The organism is Terrabacter sp. P2_E3, from assembly GCF_056403915.1.
This window is the reverse complement of record NZ_JBFUEN010000001.1, coordinates 104,965-122,322: the sequence shown is the minus strand read 5'-3', so window position 1 is coordinate 122,322 and position 17,358 is coordinate 104,965. Positions and strand designations below refer to the sequence as shown.

Below are 17,358 nucleotides of genomic sequence, written 5' to 3'. Positions count from 1 at the left end.
TTCGCGCGGAACGTGCGAGGGCCGGTGCCGCGGGTGCGTCCACGCCGGTCTGCTCTGGCACACTCGGCACCATGCCCGGCGGACACTCGCACAGCCATGCCCACGGAGCCCGCGCAGCGTCCGGCACCGTCGCCGTCAGCACGCTGGCCCGGGTCGGCCTCACCCTCCTGATCACGCTCGCTGCCGCGGCCACGATCTTCGGTCTCGTGCGCTACTGGCCGGCGGAGTCGCAGGCGGCCGTCCGGGTGGGCACGTCCGACTTCGCGGCTCCCGGGGTGACCTTTCCCGTCGCCGAGGTCCAGCGGGTCCTCCCGGTCTGCGAGGGTGCCGAGGGCAGCACGGCGGCCGGCCCCGCCGGCGGTCAGGGCGGTGACGTCGTCGATGGCAACCCGACCTGCGGCGCGATCACGGTGCAGCTCGAGCAACCCACCGCGACGTCCGGCGACGTGCGTCCGGTCGTGTCCGTCTCGGTGCCTCCCACGGTCTCCACGTCGGGCCTGCGCGAGGGCGACACCGTCATGCTGTTGCGGACCCCGCCACAGGACACCCAGCCCGAGACGTACTCCTTCCTCCAGGTGCAGCGCGGGGCTCCCCTGTCGCTCATGCTCGCGCTCTTCCTCGTCGTCGTGGCGGTGGTCGCGCGGTGGCGCGGGATCCTGGCTCTCGCCGGTCTCGTCTTCGGCGGCTTCGTCGTCGTCAAGTTCATGCTGCCGGCCCTGCTCGAGGGCCAGTCGGGGCTGCTCGTGGCCCTCATCGGCTCCTCGGCGATCATGTTCGTCGTGCTCTACCTCGCCCACGGGCTCTCGGTGCGGACGAGCACGGCCCTCGCCGGCACGCTCTTCGGCGTCGCGGTCACGGCCGGTCTGGGTCTGCTCGCCGTCGACCTGGCACGCCTCAGCGGGGTCGCCAACGACGAGGGCGCCACCCTGGCCTCCTTCGTCACGACGATGAACCCGCGCGAGCTGCTGACGTGCGCGATCATCGTGGCCGGTCTGGGCGTCCTCAACGACGTGACGATCACGCAGTCCTCGGCCGTGTGGGAGCTGCGTGCGGCGGCCCCCTCGATGGGGCGACGGGCGCTCTTCCAGTCGGGCATGCGCATCGGGCGCGACCACATCGCCTCGACGATCTACACGATCGTCTTCGCGTATGCCGGTGCGGCGCTACCCGTGCTGCTCCTCCTCTTCCTCTACGAGCGGCCTGTGCTCGAGATGCTCCAGACGGAGTCGCTCTCGGAGGAGATCGTGCGCACGCTCGCCAGCGCCATCGGCCTCGTGCTCGCCGTACCCGTCACGACGGCGGTCGCGGCCCTCACCGTCGGTGCAGCGCGGACGCGTGCGCCGGTGGACGGCGACGGACGCGGCCGGGGTGAGCCGCGCACGGTCGACGAGTCGGAGCACCAGGGCCCCACCGCGGGTGACCTCGTCCGGGCTGCGAGCGGGCCGCCGGCACCCACGACGCGGGCCGAGGCACGCTCGAGAATGTCCTCCTCCTGACCGGTTCGTGCCGTCACCGAGGGACCGGCACCACCCGCGACGGGCATCTGCGCAGGTCACCTCGCAGCTCGAGTCTGCCCGCGCTCGTCGGGCTTTCAACCAGTTCTCAGCAACCACTAGGCTCGCCGCCATGAACCATGTGACGACCCTCGAGGCGTACGACGACGACCGGGGGAACCGCATCGAGTTCAGCGGGAGCGTCGACAAGAACATCCGGGTGAAGTTCAAGGGACGCAACAACGTCCTGCGTGTCGCGAGCCAGCAGAACATCGCCCAGCTCTTTGTCGACTTCGACTGCGACGACGGCCTCGTGGAGATCGGCAGCAGCCGCGGCGTGCCGGGTCTGCGCGCGGCGATCCGCGTCGGGGACGGCTGCCAGGTGCGCATCGGCAAGAACGTGTCGTCGACGACGACGGTGGCCATGTCGACGGCGGAGGGCACGTCGATCACGATCGGCGACGACGTCATGATCGCGTCCGACATCCAGATCCGCGCCGACGACGGCCACCCCATCTTCGACGTCCGAACCGGCAAGCGCGTCAACGCGGCCCGGTCGATCGTCATCGGCAACCACGTGTGGCTCGGCCTCGGCGCCTGCGTCCTCGGTGGCGTGACCATCGGCGACGGCACCGTCGTCGGCATGCGCTCGGTCGTGACGCGGTCCCTGCCCAACAACGTCGTCGGCGCGGGCTCACCGGCGAAGGTCGTCAAGCGGAACGTGGCCTGGGAGCGCCCGCACCTCACCCTCGACCCGCCCTACCGGAAGCCGACCGTGGCCTCGGTCAAGAAGTCGACCGACTACTGGACCCTGACCGTCGACCCCGGAAGCCGGCCGTCACGGAGCCGCGAGATCTACGCCGGCGCCCGCCGACGCACGCGCCGGAGCCTCAAGGCCGTCCGGGCCAGGGCCGACGCGCTGACCCGTCGCGCCTGAGCCCTCGGGGACTCGGACTACTCCGGGGACTCCGGGGACTCCGGGGACTCCGGGGAGGCTGACGCTCAGGAGACCGTCAGCACCGCGGTCCACGTCGACCCACCGGCCTCGGTGAACGTCACCGTGACGGAGGCGGGGTTCACGCCGTTCTTCGTCGCCGTCACCGTGGCGGACGAGGTCGTGGCGTTCGGGGCCACGGTGACGGTCCCCGCGCCGGCGGTCTTGCCCGACGAGGTCCAGCCGATGCTCTCGGTCGCGCCGCTGTAGAGCACCGGCGCCTGCGTGCTGCTCGCGAACCCGACGTTCGCCACGACGACCGCGTTGTTGCCGCCGGGGACCGTGCAGCTGTACGAGGAGCCGACCGTGCCGGTGCAGCTCGGAGTCACCGAGGTGCCACCCACGGTGACGTTCGAGAAGACGAGCCCAGCCGCCTGGCCGGCGACGACCCCCTGGCTCAGCGATGCGGACGTCGACGCCGAGTGGTTCGTCGTGCCGGCATACGCCGCCGTGACCGACCGGGTGCCGGTCGTCGTGAAGGTCGTCGTGCAGGTGGCGACACCCGACGCGCTGAGGGTCTGTGTGCCGGACGAGCAGCTGATCACGGTCGAGCCGTCCTTGAAGGTCACGGTGCCGGTCGGCACTCCCCCGCCGGGAGCCGTGGCCGCCACGGTCGCGGTGTAGGTGACGCTCTGGCCGCTCCGGACCGTCTGGGCCGAGGTCGTCAGGGTGGTCGTCGTGGCCGCCGGCCCGACGACCTGGCTGACGGTCGGCGAGGTGGACGTGAGGTGGTCGGCCGAGCCGGAGTAGACGGCGGTGACGCTGCGCGTCCCGGCAGCGGTGTGGGTCACCACGCAGGTCGCCGATCCGGAGCCGAGGGTCTGCGTGCCGCCCGCGCAGGCCAGGGGCGTCGAGCCGTCCTTGAAGGTGACCGTCCCGCTCGGGGCGCCGCCTCCGGGCGCGGACACGGACACGGTGGCCGTGTAGGTCACGGGCTGACCGACGGCCGAAGGGTTCGCCGACGACGTGAGTGACGTCGTCGTCGACGCCGGGCCGACGACCTGCGACAGCGAGGACGACGACGATGCCGCGTACGGTGCCGACCCGGCATACGCCGCCGTGATCGACCGGGTGCTGGCGGACGCCTGGGGCACGGTGCACGTCGCGGTGCCGGAGCTGAGCGTCTGGGAGCCGCTGGCGCACGTGATCGCGGAGCCGCCGTCGCGGAAGGCGACTGACCCGGTCGGTGTCCCTGAGGCCGCGCTGACGGTGGCGGTGTAGGTCACGGACTGCCCGACCACCGACGGGTTGGCCGACGACGTCACCGAGGTGCTCGTGCCAACCGAGGCCAGGACGGTCACGGAGGCGCTCGATGCGCTCGTCGCCGTCCACCCGGAGCGCACGGCGACGACGGTGTAGCGGTAGCTCCCGTCCGGTACCGACGCGTCGTTGCAGGACGTCGTGGCGACGAGCGAGGAGGGCGACGTGCCGCAGGCGGCGACGGTGGCAGCGCTGCCGACGTCGGTGCGTTCGATGCGGTAGCCCGTGGGGGCCACCCCCGTCGTCGGCGCGGACCATGCGACGGACACGGTCGTGACCCCGGCGGCTGCAGTGGCCGTGACCGACGTCGGGGCCGTGAGGGTCGCCGTCGGGGCCGTGCCGGTGCCGCGTCCGGTCACGGTCCAGGACGCCCAGGCGGTGCCGGACACCGTCATCAGCACCACCAGCAGGACGGTGACGTGGAGGGCGCGCACGCCGCGGCTCGGGGCTGCACGGCGTGCGCGCGTCTTCGGGGGTGTCGGGGCGGGCATCAGTTGCTCGCCGTCCCCGACCACGTGAGCGCGAAGCTCTTGTTCTTGCAGACGTCCTGGTTGACGGTGGGCAGGTTGCGCAGGCGGATCTCCGCGGTCGCCACTCCCTGGTCGGGAAGAGTGACCGAGCCGCGGGACGGGACGAGCAGCACGGAGCTCGTCGTGACCGAGGGCTGGCGCAGCTCGAGGTTCGCTGCCGAGGTGCAGCCGGGTGGGGTGCTGTCGGCCGCGACGGCGACCGCCAGCGCCGAGACCCTGATGGTGACGGGGTTCGGGTTCGTGACCGTCACCGAGAGGGGCCGCCACACGCCCGGCACGAGGTCACCGACGCTCCCCGCGACGGTGAAGGGCAGGCCGCTCTCGGGCAGGCCCTTCTGGTACTTGAACGCGTAGGCCGTCGTCGCGGAGACGTTGCCCGCTGCATCGACGGCCTGGACGGCGAGCTGGTGCTGTCCGTTGTTCGAGGTGTCGATGACCCACGTCAGCGGCGACGTGCACGTGGTCCAGGGGCCGTTCTCGAGGGAGCAGCGGAACGTGGCCCCCGCCTCGGCGCTGGTCCAGCTCGCGGTGTTCGTCGCGTTGCTCGTGGGGTTCGCCGGCACCGTGGTCAGCACGGGAGCGGGCGGTGCCACGGTGTCGACGACCCAGTCGTATGCCGTGGGGATGCTCTCCGTGCCGGCAACGACCGCCACGACGCTGAAGGTGTGCCTGCCCTGCGTGAGGCCGGTGTAGGTGACCGGGCTCGCGCACGCCGTGAAGGTGGACCCGTCGCGGGCGCACCGGAAGGCGGCACCCGACAGGGCCGCGAAGGTGAACGTCGCCGTCGTGCTGGCTGACGGGTCGGCCGGACGCGAGGTGATGACGGGGCTGACGACAGACTGACCCGAGGCCGCACGGGGCATCCCGTGGACCGTGACGAGGAGCGCGACGAAGACGCCGAGCAGCGCCAGGGCGGTGTGCCTGGCGTTCGTCGGCGTCTTCATGGGACTCCCCCGGTCGTGGTCGGTGCGGGCCAGCGCTTCGTATGCTCCTGCGAGGGACGCGGAAGGGGCGGGGCGCCGGGGTCGATGCGGCGTCCCACCCCTTCCGGATCTCAGCTGGCGACGTAGTTGATGGTCACCGTGGCGCCCTTGCAGGCGTCCTGGCTCGTCGCCTTGTTGTTGAACTGCAGGGTGTAGTCGACGGTCGTCGTCGCGGCCGGCGCGAGGTCGACGGGAACGACGGAGAGCGACACGGCCGTGGCCTCGGTGAGCGGGGCCACGGCGCCGTTCAGCTTGTAGTCGCTGCCGTCGCAGTTCGACTTGTTCGTCGTGACGTAGGCCTTGACCGCCTGGATCTTGTAGTTCTCGGTGCCGGTGTTCTTGACCGTCGCCGTGATCGTCTGCGCCGAGTCGCCGGGGAACATCGCCGTCGCGCTGCCGCCGGTGACGAGGAAGACGTTGTCGGCGCCGGCCCGCGTGGAGGCCGTGCCGCTTCCGCCACCGAGGCTCGTCCAGTAGGCGTAGGCGCCGCCGGCGGTCGCGAGGCCGATGACCCCGGCTGCGAGGAAGGCTGCGGACTTCTTCTTCTTGGAGCTGGACTTCTTCTGAGTGCGCATGGTGATCCCCATGACCTTCCCTCGAGTGGCTTTACCGGTTCTTGGTGTGCTGCTGAGGGAACAGTGACACGCGTTTCGGCCGATTCAGGGGCACCTCGGACAATGTTGCGCATACCTTGCGGGTTGCTTGTGGCCACGGCGGAGACCTTGCAGTGACGGCCGGGACACCTTGCACAACAAGCGGATTCAGACCCCGTCGACGGCACGCGCGACCAGCATGCGAGCGAGGGCACGACGAAGGGCCGCCCTCTCCGTGGAGAGTGCGGCCCTTCGTCATTCGGTCGGGCTGACAGGATTTGAACCTGCGACCCCTTGACCCCCAGTCAAGTGCGCTACCAAGCTGCGCCACAGCCCGAATGCCCCTCGGGGCGAAAGGAACATTAGCGCACCGGATGCCGCTGGTCCCAATCGGCCCCCGGGAGCGGCCGTGTGCCCCGTCGGGACAGCGGCAGGTCAGCGCCGGCGCTTCTCGCGGACGCGGACCGAGACCTCGATCGGCGTGCCCTCGAAGCCGAACTGCTCGCGCAGGCGACGCTCGATGAAGCGGCGGTAGCCGGCCTCGATGAAGCCCGACGCGAAGATGACGAAGCGCGGCGGACGCGTCGAGGCCTGGGTCGCGAAGAGGATGCGGGGCTGCTTGCCACCACGCAGCGGGTGCGGGTGGGCGGCCACGATCTCGCCGAGGAAGGCGTTGAGCCGGCCGGTGGGGACACGGGTGTCCCACGACTCGAGGGCGGTCTCGATGGCGGGCACGAGGCGGTCCATGTGACGGCCCGTGCGCGCGGAGACGTTGGCCCGGGGAGCCCACGGCACCTGGACGAGCTCCTTCTCGATCTCGCGCTCGAGGTAGTAGCGGCGCTCCTCGTCGAGGGTGTCCCACTTGTTGTACGCGATGACGAGGGCTCGACCCGAGTCGATGACCTGCTGCACGACACGGATGTCCTGCTCGGCGATGGGCTCCTCCGCGTCGATGAGCACGACGGCCACCTCGGCCTTCTCCAGGGCCGTCTGGGTGCGCAGCGACGCGTAGAAGTCCGCGCCCCGGCTCTGGTGGACGCGGCGCCGGATGCCGGCGGTGTCGACGAAGCGCCAGGTCTTGCCGCCGAGCTCGATGAGCTCGTCGACCGGGTCACGCGTGGTGCCGGCCACGTTGTCGACGACGACGCGCTCGGACCCCGCGAGACGGTTGAGCAGGCTCGACTTGCCGACGTTGGGGCGCCCGACGAGCGCCACCCGCCGCGGACCACCCTGGGCGTACGCGCCGTGCGCGGACACGTCGGGCAGCACCTCGAGCACGGCGTCGAGGGCGTCGCCGCTCCCGCGGCCGTGCACGGCGGACACCGGGAACGGCTGGCCGAGGCCGAGGCTCCACAGCATCGCCGCGTCGGCTTCGCCGCGCTGGTCGTCGACCTTGTTGGCCACGAGCACCACCGGCTTGCCGGAGCGGCGCAGCAGCTTGACGACCGCCTCGTCGTCGTCCGTCGCGCCGACCGTGGCGTCGACGACGAACATGACGACGTCGGCGAGGTCGATCGCGATCTCGGCCTGCTCGGCGACGCGCAGGTGGATGCCTGTGGCGTCCGCCTCCCAGCCGCCGGTGTCGACGATGGTGAAGCGGCGCCCGCCCCACTCGGCCTCGTAGGAGACGCGGTCACGCGTCACACCCGGCACGTCCTCGACGACGGCCTCGCGGCGCCGCAGGATGCGGTTGACCAGGCTCGACTTGCCCACGTTGGGTCGGCCGACCACGGCCACGACGGGCAGCGGGCCCTGCCCCGCGCCGTCGTCGGAGATCGGCCCCTGGGCGTCGAGCAGCGCCTGGTCCTCGGGGCTGAGCTCGAAGTCGTCGAGCCCGGCGCGCAGGGCGCGCTCCACGGCGGCGTCGTCGACGGAGGGGTCGGCGGTCGAGATCGGAGCGCCCTCGTCGATGGGGCGGGCGGTCTCGTCAGTCACGGTGTCCTCGAATCAGTGAACGTCTGTTGAGGAACCATTCTCCACCCGCGAGCGGCGTACATGTGACGCGAGGGCGTCCCGCAGGTGGTCACTGGCCAGCCGGAGACGGTCCCGACCGGGCGCAGAGGGGTCGACGACGAGCCGGAACGGGTCACCGAAGTCGACGACAAGCCGCGACCGGAAGGCCGGCCAGTCGTCCTTCGTCGCGCCCGGGATGCGCGTCCCGCTGACCGCGACCGGCACGATCTGCGCGTCGGTGCGCAGCGCGATCCAGGCGGCCCCGTGGTTGACCTGGTGCACCTCACCGTCACCGCGGTTGCCCTCGGGAAAGATCCCGATCGCACCCCCGCCCTCGAGGACGGCGCTGGCCGAGGCCAACGCCGCGCGGTCCCCGAGGGAGCGGTCGATGGGGATCTGGCCGACGTTGCGGATCGTCCAGCCCCAGAAGCCCGAGAAGGCCTCCTGCTTGACGAGGAAGCTCACGGCGCGCGGCGCCAGGCCGAAGACGAGGGGCCCGTCGAGGAACGCCGCGTGGTTGGCGACGAGGATGACCGGCCCCGTGAGCGGCACCCGCTCGGGGTGCAGGGCCGCGCCCCGGTAGAGGGTGCTGAAGATGACCTTGCCGATCGGGCGGCCGATCCGGGCCCGGTTCGGATGGGGAGCGACCGCCTGGCTCATGCCCGGGCCGCCTCGACCACCTGGAGCACCGCCTCGACCGAGCCCTCGAAGTCGAGGTGCGACGTGTCGATCGTCGTGACGCCGTCGGCGGCCACGGTGAACTCCGACACGGCGGAGTCGGCCTTGTCGCGGTCGACGATCTGGGACCGGGTCGCCGCGACGGCGTCGGCGTCGGCGGCGCCGTGCAGCTCGGTCGAGCGTCGTGCGAGCCGGGCCTCCTCGGACGCGGTGAGCAGGATGCGCACGGGCGCGTCGGGGGCGACGACTGTCGTGATGTCCCGTCCCTCGGCGACGACGCCACCGGTGGCCGCGGCGGCCTCGGAGATGAGGCGGCGCTGGAGGACCCGCAGGATCTCGCGCACGGGGATGACGGTGGCGACCGCGGAGACGCTGGTCGAGATCCCCGTCTCGCGGATGGCACCGGCGACGTCGGTGCCGCCGACCTCCACGGTCGGTGCGTCGGGATCCGTGCCGATGGACAGCGGAAAGCCTTGCGCCGCAGCGGTGATCGCGTCGGCGTCGGTCAGGTCGACACCCTCGTGGAGGCACCACCACGTGAGGGCGCGGTACATGGCGCCCGTGTCGAGGTAGCCGTAGCCGAGGGACCGGGCCACCTGCTTGCTGACGCTCGACTTGCCGGACCCCGAGGGACCGTCGACAGCGATGACGAAACCGGACAGGGGGTCCTCGGGGGTCTGCGACATGCGGACGAGGATAGTGCCTCGACCGGGCCGTCCCCGGACCCGCCCGAGGGGCGGCGCCGTCAGTCGTGCACGCGCCAGCCGAGGCGGGCGAGCTCGGCTCGCAACGGCTCGACGGACGCGGGCACGACCGAGATCTCGGCGACGCCGACGGCCTGCCCGAGCCCGTGCTCGAGGTGGAGGTCCTCGAGGTTGATGCCGGCGTGGCCGACGTCCGTGAGCAGTCGGGCCAGTGATCCCGGCTCGTCGGGGACGACGACGGAGACGACCTCGTACGCGGCGGGAGCCGCACCGTGCTTGCCGGGGATCCGTGCGTGGCCGAGGTTGCCCGCCTCGAGGACTCGGCTCAGCGTGCCGAGCGAGCCGGCGCCGTCGGCGTCCACGAGGGTGTCGAGGGCCCCGACGACGTCGTCGACCTGGTCGCGGACGTGGCGCAGGACGTCGCGCACGGCGGGTGCGTTGCCGGCGAGGATCTGGGTCCACAGCCGTGGGTCGCTCGCCGCGATCCGGGTCACGTCGCGCAGTCCCTGGCCGGCGAGACCGACGGCGGACTCGGGCAGCTCGCGCAGGCACGCGGCGACGATGCTCGCCGCGAGCTGGGGCACGTGCGAGACGGCTGCCACGGCCTCGTCGTGCTCGTGGGCCGGCATGACCCGCACAGCGGAGCCGACGGCGAGGGCGAGCTCCCGCACGCGACGCACCGCCGCGTCGGTCGAGGCCTCGTGCGGCACGACGACCCACGCCCGGCCGTCGAAGAGGTCGGCCCGGGCGGCTGCGGCGCCCGAGCGCTCGCGACCGGCCATCGGGTGTGACCCGACGTAGCGGCTCGCGTCGGCGCCCGAGTCGAGGACGACGCGGAGCACCGACTCCTTGACGGAGGCGACGTCGGTGACGACTGCGTCGGGCCACCGGCCCAGCGCGTCGACGACGACGCGAGCGGCGACGTCGGGCGGCGCCGCGACGACGACGACGTCCGGGGCGTCCGTCACGTCCTCGGCCATCTCGCCCGCCCGGAGGTCGCGCGCCAGCTGGACGGCCGTCGGTGATGGGTCGTCCAGCGACACCCGAAATCCGTTGTTGGACAGCGCGATCCCGAGACTGGTCCCGATCAGCCCAGCGCCGACGATGCGGACGTGCGTGCTCACCCCGTCAGCGTAGCGAGCCGGTCGTCCCGGGTCCGGGACGTCCGGATCACAGACCGGCGGCCTTGTAGAGCGCCCCGATCTCGGCCTTGTTGAGGCGTCGGGTGCGCCCGGACTTGAGGTCGGCGAGACGGATCGGGCCGACCTCGGTGCGGACGAGCTCGAGAACCGGGTGCCCGACCGCCTCGAGCATGCGGCGCACGACGTGCTTGCGGCCCTCGTGGAGCACCACCTCGACCATGGCCTTGCCCGGCTGGTGGTCGACGATCCGGAAGGAGTCGACGCTGACGGGACCGTCCTCGAGCTCGACGCCCTCGCGCAGGCGCTTGCCGACGTCGCGCTGCACCGGGCCGCGGATCGTCGCGACGTACGTCTTGAGGACGCCGTATGCCGGGTGCTGGAGCCGGTGGGCGAGGTCGCCGTCGTTGGTGAGCAGGAGCAGACCCTCGGTGTCGGCGTCGAGACGCCCCACGTGGAAGAGGCGCTGCTCGCGGTTGCCGACGTAGTCCTCGAGCGAGATGCGGCCGAGCTCGTCGTGCATCGTCGTCACGACGCCCTTGGGCTTGTTGAAGGCGAGGTAGACGCGGTCCTCGTCGAGGTTGACGCGGACGCCGTCGACGTGGACGACCTGGGTCTGCGGGTTGATGCGCACGCCGAGCTCCGTGACGATCTGGCCGTCGACCTCGACGCGCCCCTGCTCGATGAGGTTCTCGCAGACACGCCGCGAGCCGACGCCGCCGGCGGCCATGAGCTTCTGCAGGCGCACGCCGTCGGGGTCGTGGACGTCGATCTCGGGTGCGGGCTTGCGGTCGGGCAGCCTGGTGGGCTGGCTGGCCTTCGTCGAGCCTGCGAAGCGCGGGCCGGAGCCCTTGCCGCCGGTCTTGCCGCCGGCGCTCTTGCCGCCCGCCACGGGTCGGCCGCCACGGCGGGCGCCGCCGACGCTTCCGGGGCCTCCGGTGGGCCCGGACCCCTTCTTGCGCGGCTGGCGGGGGGACCTGGAGTACTCGCTCATGCGTGTCCTTCCTCGATGAGCTCGTCGATGACGTCGGCGTCCGGGAGGTAGGGCGCCAACGCCGGGAGGTCGTCGAGCGACGACAGTCCCATCCGCTGGAGGAAGTAGGGGGTCGTGCGGAAGAGCATGGCACCGCTCTCGCCCACGTCCTCGACCTCCTCGATGAGGCCGCGCGACGCCAGCGTGCGGACGACGCCGTCGACGTTGACGCCGCGGACGGCACTGACGCGGGCGCGGGAGACCGGCTGGCGGTAGGCGATGACGGCGAGCGTCTCGAGCGAGGCCTGGGTCAGCTTGGCCTGCTGGCCGTCGAGGACGAACTTCTCGACCACGGGCGCGAAGTCGGACCGGCTGTAGACGCGCCATCCGCCCGCCACGCTGCGGAGGGTGAACCCGCGCTGCGCGGCGGCATACTCCTCCTCGAGGGCGTGCAGGTGGATCCGCACGTCGTCGACGGGCAGCTCGAGTGCCGACGCGAGGGCGACCTCGGTCACCGGCTCGTCGACGACCATGAGCACGGCCTCGAGCGCCGAGCGGGCTCCGCCCGGGAAGTCGTTGATGTCGAAGGCGATCTGCTCGTCGGCACCCTCGCGGTCGCCGAGCACCCCGGGCTCGACGGTCGCGTCGGGCCCCTGCGCCGACTGGTCACTCATCGTCTGCTCCTCTTCGTGAGGTGGCGTCGCCACCCGTCTGCTCGGTGTCCGGCGTCGGTGCGTCACCCTCGGCGCCCTCGACGTCATCCTCGTTCTCGTCGTCCTCGTTCTCGTCGTCCTCGTCGAACTCGTCGTCGATGGCGATGTCGCCGTCATCGGTGCCCGTCCAGCGGATGTCGAGCTCGCCGAGCGCCTCGGCCTGCTCGAAGGCGATCGCCGCCTCCTTGAACAGCTCGAGCAGGGCGAGGAAGCGCGCCACGATGACGAGGGTGCTGTCGGCGTCGGCCACGAGGCTGCGGAACGAGACCTGTCCGCGGTGGCGCAGGCGCTCGACGATGATCGCCGCCTGCTCCCGGACGCTGACCTGCGGTGCGTGGAGGTGCTCGAGCCCGACGGTGGGCGCCACCTTCGGCGTCATCGCCCGGGCGGCGATCATCGCGAACTGCTCGGGTGTGATGGCGATGACGAGCTCGGGCAGCAGTGCCGCGAACTCCGGCTCGAGACCGGCCTGGCGCGGGGTGATGCGCCCGGCCGTGGCCATCCGCTCACGGAAGGTGGCCGCGATGTCCTTGTAGGCGCGGTACTGCAGGAGCCGGGCGAAGAGCAGGTCACGCGCCTCGATGAGCGCGAGGTCCTCGTCGTCCTGGGGGCCCGACTGCGGGAGCAGGCGCGAGGCCTTGAGGTCGAGCAGGGTCGCCGCGATGAGGAGGAACTCCGAGGCCTGGCCGAGGTCCCAGTCGCTGTTGGCTGCCTGGGCGGTCTTGATGTGCGCGACGAACTCGTCGGTGACCTTGGCGAGGGCGACCTCGGTGATGTCGAGCTTGTGCTTGCTGATGAGGCCGAGCAGGAGGTCGAAGGGCCCGGAGAAGACGTCGAGGTGCACCTCGAAGGGGGCCGCAGAGCGTCGCGTGATGACACCGCCGGGCGTCAGCTCCTGGGCTGGTGCGACCTCGGCTATCGGGTCCGGGGGCACGGCAGCGTCGTCGGCGTCGACCGCGGGGCGGTCGACGGTGTCCTGCTCGGTCATCAGATCACTGCGGATCAGGCCGCGCCGCCGCGCGCGATGAGCTCACGGGCGAGCTGGCGGTAGGCGTTGGCACCGGAGTGCTCGGACGAGTAGGACGTGATCGGCTCGGCGGCCAGGGTCGCGTCGGGGAACTTCACGGTGCGGCTGATCACCGTGTGGAAGACCTGCTCGCCGAAGTGGTCGACGACCGAGCGCACGACCTCCCGGCTGTGCAGGGTCCGGCTGTCGTACATGGTGGCGAGGATGCCGTCGACCTGCAGGCGCGGGTTGAGCCGGTCGGTGATCTTGTCGATCGTGTCGATGAGCAGGGCGACGCCGCGCATCGCGAAGAACTCGCACTCGAGCGGGATGATGACGCCGTGCGCGGCCGTCAGTGCGTTGACCGTGAGCAGGCCGAGCGACGGCTGGCAGTCGATGAGGACGAGGTCGTACTCGTCGACGACGGGGCGCAGGACGCGGGCGAGGATCTGCTCGCGGGCGACCTCACCGACGAGCTGGACCTCGGCCGCGGACAGGTCGATGTTGGCCGGCACGAGGTCGAGGTTGGGCGTGCGCGTGTGCTGGATGACGTCGTGGATCTCGTGGCCGCGCTCGACGAGGAGGTTGTAGATCGTCGTGTCGAGCTCCTGCGCGTTGACGCCGAGACCGACGGAGAGCGCACCCTGCGGGTCGAAGTCGATGACGAGGACCTTGCGACCGAGCTCGGCCAGCGCGGCACCGAGGTTGATCGTCGTCGTCGTCTTGCCGACGCCGCCCTTCTGGTTGCACATGGCGATGATGCGCGCGGGCCCGTGGCTCGATAGCGGCACGGGGGTCGGGAAGTCGGGCAGCGGACGGCCGGTCGGGCCCATGGCCCCGGAGCCGGCGGACTCGGTGCCGGGCAGGTGGGCGACCCGCGGGGCGGCACCGACCGGACTCTGTCGGGGCTGGTCGAGGTCCTCGGACGGCACGGACTGCATGGTGTCGTGTGACTCCTCGTTCACCGGGTGTTCCACTCCGCTCGGCCTTGCCCTGGGATGCTGCGGTCAGCCTCTCGCTGATCACGTGTGACCTTATCAGCGGGCACGGGGGTGGGCGCCCGCATAGACCTCGCGGAGTCGGTGGACCGACACCATCGTGTAGATCTGGGTGGTGGTCACGGAGGCGTGCCCGAGCAGCTCCTGGACGACGCGGACGTCCGCCCCGCCGTCGAGCAGGTGGGTGGCGAAGGAGTGGCGCAGCGTGTGGGGCGACACGTGCTCGGTGAGGTCGGCCCGCTCGGCGGCGCGGCGGATGATCGCCCAGGCCGACTGCCGCGAGAGGCGCGCCCCCCGCTGGTTGAGGAAGAGCGCCGGACCCCCTCCTCCGTGCGTGGCGAGGGCCGGACGGCCCCGGACGAGGTATGCCGTCACGGACTCGACCGCGTAGCGGCCGACGGGGACGACGCGCTCCTTGCCACCCTTGCCGTGCAGCCGGACGGACGCCACTCCCCCGCCGTTCGGGGCGGTCCCGGAGCCGTCTGCGGGTCCGGCGGTCTCGATGTCGTCGACGTCGAGGTCGACGGCCTCGCTGATGCGGGCGCCGACGCCGTAGAGGACCTCGAGGAGGGCACGGTCGCGCAGCGACTCGGGCGTGTCGCCGACCGATGCCGCCGCGAGCAGCCGTTCCACGGCCTCGATCGGGATCGCCTTGGGCAGCCGGGCGGGTGGCTTGGGCGGGGCGACGTTGGCCGCCGGGTCGCCGGCGACCTCGCCCTCGAGCGCGAGGAACCGGTGGAAGCCGCGCACGGCGACGAGCGTGCGGGCCGCGGACGAGGCCGCGAGCCCGCGCTCGCGCAGGGAGGCGAGGAAGTCGGTGACGTCGGCCTCGGTGACCCGGCTCGGGTCGTCGATCCCCTTGGCCGCCAGGAACGCTGCGTAGGAGCGCAGGTCGCGGGCGTAGGACTTGAGGGTGTTGTCGGACGCGCCCTTCTCGACGCGGACGTGGTCGAGCCACCCGCGGACGTCGCGCTCGAGGCGCGAGGGCCGTGCCGCGGGTGGCTCGGTGACGACCTGCTCGGTCAGGACAGGGCCTCGTCGAGACCGACCGACGTCATGCCGTGGGCCTCCGCGACGCCGGCGTACGTGACGTGCCCGTCGTGCGTGTTGAGACCGAGTCCGAGCGCGTGGTCGGCGCGCAGCGCGTCGCGCCACCCCTGGTTGGCGAGCTTCACGGCATACGGCAGCGTCGAGTTCGTCAGCGCGTAGGTGGACGTGTTGGGCACGGCGCCGGGCATGTTCGCGACGCAGTAGAAGACCGAGTTGTGCACCGTGTAGGTGGGGTCGGCGTGCGTCGTGGCGTGGCTGTCCTCGAAGCAGCCGCCCTGGTCGATGGCGATGTCGACGAGCACGGAGCCCGGCTTCATCTGGGAGACGAGCTCGTTGGAGACGAGCTTGGGGGCGGCCGCACCGGGGATGAGCACGGCCCCGATGACCATGTCGGCCTCCTGGACCTGCTGCTGCACCGTGAGGCGGTTGGACGCGAGGCCGTGGACCTGGTTCTCGTAGCGCCAGAAGGACATCCGCAGCTTGTCGAGGTCGGTGTCGAGCAGCGTGACGTCGGCACCCATGCCGAGCGCGATGTTGGCGGCGTTCTGGCCCGACACGCCGGCACCGAGGATGACGACCTTGGCGTTGGCCACGCCACCGACGCCGCCCATGAGCACGCCGCGGCCGCCCTGGGCGCGCATCAGCGCGTGGGCGCCGACCTGCGGGGCGAGACAGCCGGCCACCTCGGACATCGGGTAGAGCAGCGGCAGGGCCCCGGATGGCAGCTGCACGGTCTCGTAGGCGATGCCGGTGACCTTGCGCTTGACGAGCTCCTCGGTGAGCGGTTTGTCGGCCGCGAGGTGCAGGTACGTGAAGAGGGTCAGGCCCTCGCGCATCCGGTGGTACTCCTCGGCCACGGGCTCCTTGACCTTGAGCACCATCTCCGCCTCGCCCCAGACGTCGTCGGCGGAGCCGAGGATGCGGGCGCCTGCCGCGACGTAGTCGTCGTCGCTGATCTGCGAACCGACACCGGCGTCCTTCTCCACGATGACGTCGTGACCGTTCTCGGTGAGCTCGTGGACGCCTGAGGGGGTGATGGCCACGCGGTACTCGTGGTTCTTGACCTCGCGGGGGATGCCGACCTTCATGCTGCTGCACTTCCTTCCGGACTGACTCGACCATGGCGCCGTTGCCGTGGTGAGAAGGGGCCCGCAGGGGCCGCGAGCCCACTGTATCCATGGGTGTCACGGCCCGGTCACGACCTCCTGCAACTGCCGCTGACCGGCCCGGCCTCGTGCCACAGTGTGGTCACCGCCATCCGCGGCCGACGAGCTCGGAGAAGGAGGGGCCGTGACCGATCCGCCGGCGCACGAGGGATACAGCTGGCCGGTGGCGCCGGCCGGTTCACGGCCGCCGAGGCAGCGGAGGCCCTCGCGGTGGCCGGGCGGGGGCGCCATCGTGCTGACGCGGCGCCTGGGCGTCGTCGCCGGCGTGCTCTTCGCCGTGGCAGCCGTCTGGGGGCCGATCTTCCAGGGCGTGGAGCCACCCGAGGCGTTCGTGCTGCTCGTGATCGGCCTCGCGGTCGCGGCGGCGGCCACGGCTCTCCCGTCACTTCGCTCGTTCGCGGGGGGCTTCCTCGTGGCCTCCCTGGTGGGAGGATTCGCCGCTTTCATCGCCCTCGTCGTGTTCTTCGTCGTCGTCTTCGCCAACATGGGCCCGTGAAGCTCTACGCAGACACCCCCGCCCGACGCACCCGACAGCTGCTGTCCGACGTGCTCATGCTCCTGTGGATCGGCCTCTGGGTGTATGCCGGTCGCCAGGTCCACGACACGGTCGAGCAGCTGCGTGCCCCTGCGGACTCGATCACGTCGGCCGGGAAGTCCGTCAACGGGGCCCTCACGGGCGCGGGCGACCAGGCCGGGCAGCTGCCGCTCGTGGGTGACCAGCTGAAGACGTGGCTGACCCAGGCCGCCGGGTCCGGCACGACGCTCCAGCAGGCCGGGACGTCGATGGCCGACACGGTCGACACGCTCGCCCTCGGGCTCGGGATCGCCCTGGCGCTCGTGCCGATCGTCCTCGTCCTCGCGGTCTGGCTCTACGTCCGGGTTCGCTTCGTGCGCAACGCGACCCAGTCGCAGCGCTTCATCGATGCCGGTGAGGACCTCGACCTCTTCGCCCTCCGTGCGATGGCGACGCAGCCGATGCGTGCACTGGCCCGCGTCTCCGACGACCCCGCCGGGGCGTGGCGGCGCCAGGACCGTGAGGTCATCCGGGAGCTCGCCCTGCTCGAGCTGCGTGACCAGGGCCTGCGCCCGCCGCCCGGCACCTGACCTCCGCACGCGGTCGGTCGC

At 71.8% G+C, this 17,358-nt stretch carries 17 protein-coding genes and 1 tRNA gene; 4 read left to right on the top strand and 14 right to left on the bottom strand.

Annotation, left to right across the window (positions count from 1 at the left end):
- Positions 1-71 precede the first annotated feature (71 nt).
- Together AC1DW8_RS00560 and AC1DW8_RS00555 are read left to right on the top strand one after the other, a co-directional pair.
- Positions 72-1,496, top strand: coding sequence for a YibE/F family protein (locus AC1DW8_RS00560; protein WP_056777156.1), 1,425 nt, complete (start codon positions 72-74; stop codon positions 1,494-1,496).
- A 130-nt stretch (positions 1,497-1,626) separates the two neighbouring features.
- Positions 1,627-2,430: an acyltransferase gene (locus AC1DW8_RS00555; RefSeq protein ID WP_304437916.1), complete on the top strand. Its 804-nt coding sequence runs from the start codon at positions 1,627-1,629 to the stop codon at positions 2,428-2,430.
- Between the two features lie 65 nt (positions 2,431-2,495).
- On the opposite strand, the gene AC1DW8_RS00550 is transcribed toward AC1DW8_RS00555, so the two are convergent.
- The 14 genes from AC1DW8_RS00550 to ald all read right to left on the bottom strand — a co-directional run bounded on the left by AC1DW8_RS00550 (position 2,496) and on the right by ald (position 16,155).
- Positions 2,496-4,238, bottom strand: coding sequence for an Ig-like domain-containing protein (locus AC1DW8_RS00550; RefSeq protein ID WP_478091092.1), 1,743 nt, complete (start codon positions 4,236-4,238; stop codon positions 2,496-2,498).
- A complete protein-coding gene (locus AC1DW8_RS00545) occupies positions 4,238-5,221 on the bottom strand; it encodes a hypothetical protein (protein WP_478091090.1) in 984 nt (327 codons plus the stop codon). The genes AC1DW8_RS00550 and AC1DW8_RS00545 overlap by 1 nt, the downstream gene beginning before the upstream one ends.
- Before the next feature lie 110 nt (positions 5,222-5,331).
- Positions 5,332-5,835 (bottom strand): hypothetical protein, encoded by a 504-nt coding sequence (locus AC1DW8_RS00540; RefSeq protein ID WP_157623401.1) that lies wholly within the window; start codon positions 5,833-5,835, stop codon positions 5,332-5,334.
- 281 nt (positions 5,836-6,116) lie between these two features.
- Positions 6,117-6,190: transfer RNA gene (locus AC1DW8_RS00535), tRNA-Pro, on the bottom strand.
- Between the two features lie 98 nt (positions 6,191-6,288).
- Complete coding sequence (gene der / locus AC1DW8_RS00530) at positions 6,289-7,788, bottom strand: ribosome biogenesis GTPase Der (RefSeq protein ID WP_056777170.1); 1,500 nt, start codon at positions 7,786-7,788, stop codon at positions 6,289-6,291.
- A gap of 12 nt (positions 7,789-7,800) precedes the next feature.
- A complete protein-coding gene (locus AC1DW8_RS00525; protein ID WP_056825378.1) occupies positions 7,801-8,466 on the bottom strand; it encodes a lysophospholipid acyltransferase family protein in 666 nt (221 codons plus the stop codon).
- Positions 8,463-9,170, bottom strand: a complete 708-nt coding sequence (gene cmk, locus AC1DW8_RS00520) for a (d)CMP kinase (RefSeq protein ID WP_056777177.1) — start codon at positions 9,168-9,170, stop codon at positions 8,463-8,465. Before cmk ends, AC1DW8_RS00525 begins: the two co-directional genes overlap by 4 nt.
- A 59-nt stretch (positions 9,171-9,229) precedes the next feature.
- Positions 9,230-10,312: a prephenate dehydrogenase gene (locus AC1DW8_RS00515; RefSeq protein ID WP_056777178.1), complete on the bottom strand. Its 1,083-nt coding sequence runs from the start codon at positions 10,310-10,312 to the stop codon at positions 9,230-9,232.
- 46 nt (positions 10,313-10,358) lie between these two features.
- Positions 10,359-11,321, bottom strand: coding sequence for a pseudouridine synthase (locus tag AC1DW8_RS00510; RefSeq protein ID WP_056777181.1), 963 nt, complete (start codon positions 11,319-11,321; stop codon positions 10,359-10,361).
- Positions 11,318-11,974 (bottom strand): SMC-Scp complex subunit ScpB, encoded by a 657-nt coding sequence (scpB, locus tag AC1DW8_RS00505; protein ID WP_478091085.1) that lies wholly within the window; start codon positions 11,972-11,974, stop codon positions 11,318-11,320. Before scpB ends, AC1DW8_RS00510 begins: the two co-directional genes overlap by 4 nt.
- Complete coding sequence (locus AC1DW8_RS00500) at positions 11,967-13,001, bottom strand: segregation and condensation protein A (RefSeq protein ID WP_478091083.1); 1,035 nt, start codon at positions 12,999-13,001, stop codon at positions 11,967-11,969. The genes scpB and AC1DW8_RS00500 overlap by 8 nt, the downstream gene beginning before the upstream one ends.
- A gap of 14 nt (positions 13,002-13,015) precedes the next feature.
- A complete protein-coding gene (locus AC1DW8_RS00495; RefSeq protein WP_478091434.1) occupies positions 13,016-13,960 on the bottom strand; it encodes a ParA family protein in 945 nt (314 codons plus the stop codon).
- A gap of 96 nt (positions 13,961-14,056) precedes the next feature.
- Positions 14,057-15,043: a site-specific tyrosine recombinase XerD gene (gene xerD / locus AC1DW8_RS00490; RefSeq protein WP_478091432.1), complete on the bottom strand. Its 987-nt coding sequence runs from the start codon at positions 15,041-15,043 to the stop codon at positions 14,057-14,059.
- A complete protein-coding gene (ald, locus tag AC1DW8_RS00485; protein ID WP_056777190.1) occupies positions 15,040-16,155 on the bottom strand; it encodes an alanine dehydrogenase in 1,116 nt (371 codons plus the stop codon). Before ald ends, xerD begins: the two co-directional genes overlap by 4 nt.
- 202 nt (positions 16,156-16,357) lie before the next feature.
- Here ald and AC1DW8_RS00480 point away from each other — a divergent pair, with 202 nt between their 5' ends.
- Positions 16,358-16,729 carry a hypothetical protein gene (locus tag AC1DW8_RS00480; protein WP_478091080.1) on the top strand — a complete coding sequence of 124 codons (372 nt, stop codon included), beginning with the start codon at positions 16,358-16,360 and terminating at the stop codon, positions 16,727-16,729.
- Positions 16,726-17,337 carry a hypothetical protein gene (locus AC1DW8_RS00475; protein ID WP_056777197.1) on the top strand — a complete coding sequence of 204 codons (612 nt, stop codon included), beginning with the start codon at positions 16,726-16,728 and terminating at the stop codon, positions 17,335-17,337. The genes AC1DW8_RS00480 and AC1DW8_RS00475 overlap by 4 nt, the downstream gene beginning before the upstream one ends.
- Positions 17,338-17,358 lie beyond the last annotated feature (21 nt).

Excerpts from the sequence above, each read along its gene's own strand:
- AC1DW8_RS00510 (WP_056777181.1), bottom strand. The coding sequence starts at position 11,321 with ATGAGCGAGTACTCCAGGTCCCCCCGCCAGCCGCGCAAGAAGGGGTCC.
- AC1DW8_RS00550 (WP_478091092.1), bottom strand. The coding sequence starts at position 4,238 with ATGCCCGCCCCGACACCCCCGAAGACGCGCGCACGCCGTGCAGCCCCG.
- AC1DW8_RS00560 (WP_056777156.1), top strand. The coding sequence starts at position 72 with ATGCCCGGCGGACACTCGCACAGCCATGCCCACGGAGCCCGCGCAGCG.
- AC1DW8_RS00540 (WP_157623401.1), bottom strand. The coding sequence starts at position 5,835 with ATGCGCACTCAGAAGAAGTCCAGCTCCAAGAAGAAGAAGTCCGCAGCC.
- scpB (WP_478091085.1), bottom strand. The coding sequence starts at position 11,974 with ATGAGTGACCAGTCGGCGCAGGGGCCCGACGCGACCGTCGAGCCCGGG.
- AC1DW8_RS00545 (WP_478091090.1), bottom strand. The coding sequence starts at position 5,221 with ATGAAGACGCCGACGAACGCCAGGCACACCGCCCTGGCGCTGCTCGGC.
- ald (WP_056777190.1), bottom strand. The coding sequence starts at position 16,155 with ATGAAGGTCGGCATCCCCCGCGAGGTCAAGAACCACGAGTACCGCGTG.
- AC1DW8_RS00500 (WP_478091083.1), bottom strand. The coding sequence starts at position 13,001 with ATGACCGAGCAGGACACCGTCGACCGCCCCGCGGTCGACGCCGACGAC.
- AC1DW8_RS00555 (WP_304437916.1), top strand. The coding sequence starts at position 1,627 with ATGAACCATGTGACGACCCTCGAGGCGTACGACGACGACCGGGGGAAC.
- cmk (WP_056777177.1), bottom strand. The coding sequence starts at position 9,170 with ATGTCGCAGACCCCCGAGGACCCCCTGTCCGGTTTCGTCATCGCTGTC.
- AC1DW8_RS00495 (WP_478091434.1), bottom strand. The coding sequence starts at position 13,960 with ATGCAGTCCGTGCCGTCCGAGGACCTCGACCAGCCCCGACAGAGTCCG.
- AC1DW8_RS00525 (WP_056825378.1), bottom strand. The coding sequence starts at position 8,466 with ATGAGCCAGGCGGTCGCTCCCCATCCGAACCGGGCCCGGATCGGCCGC.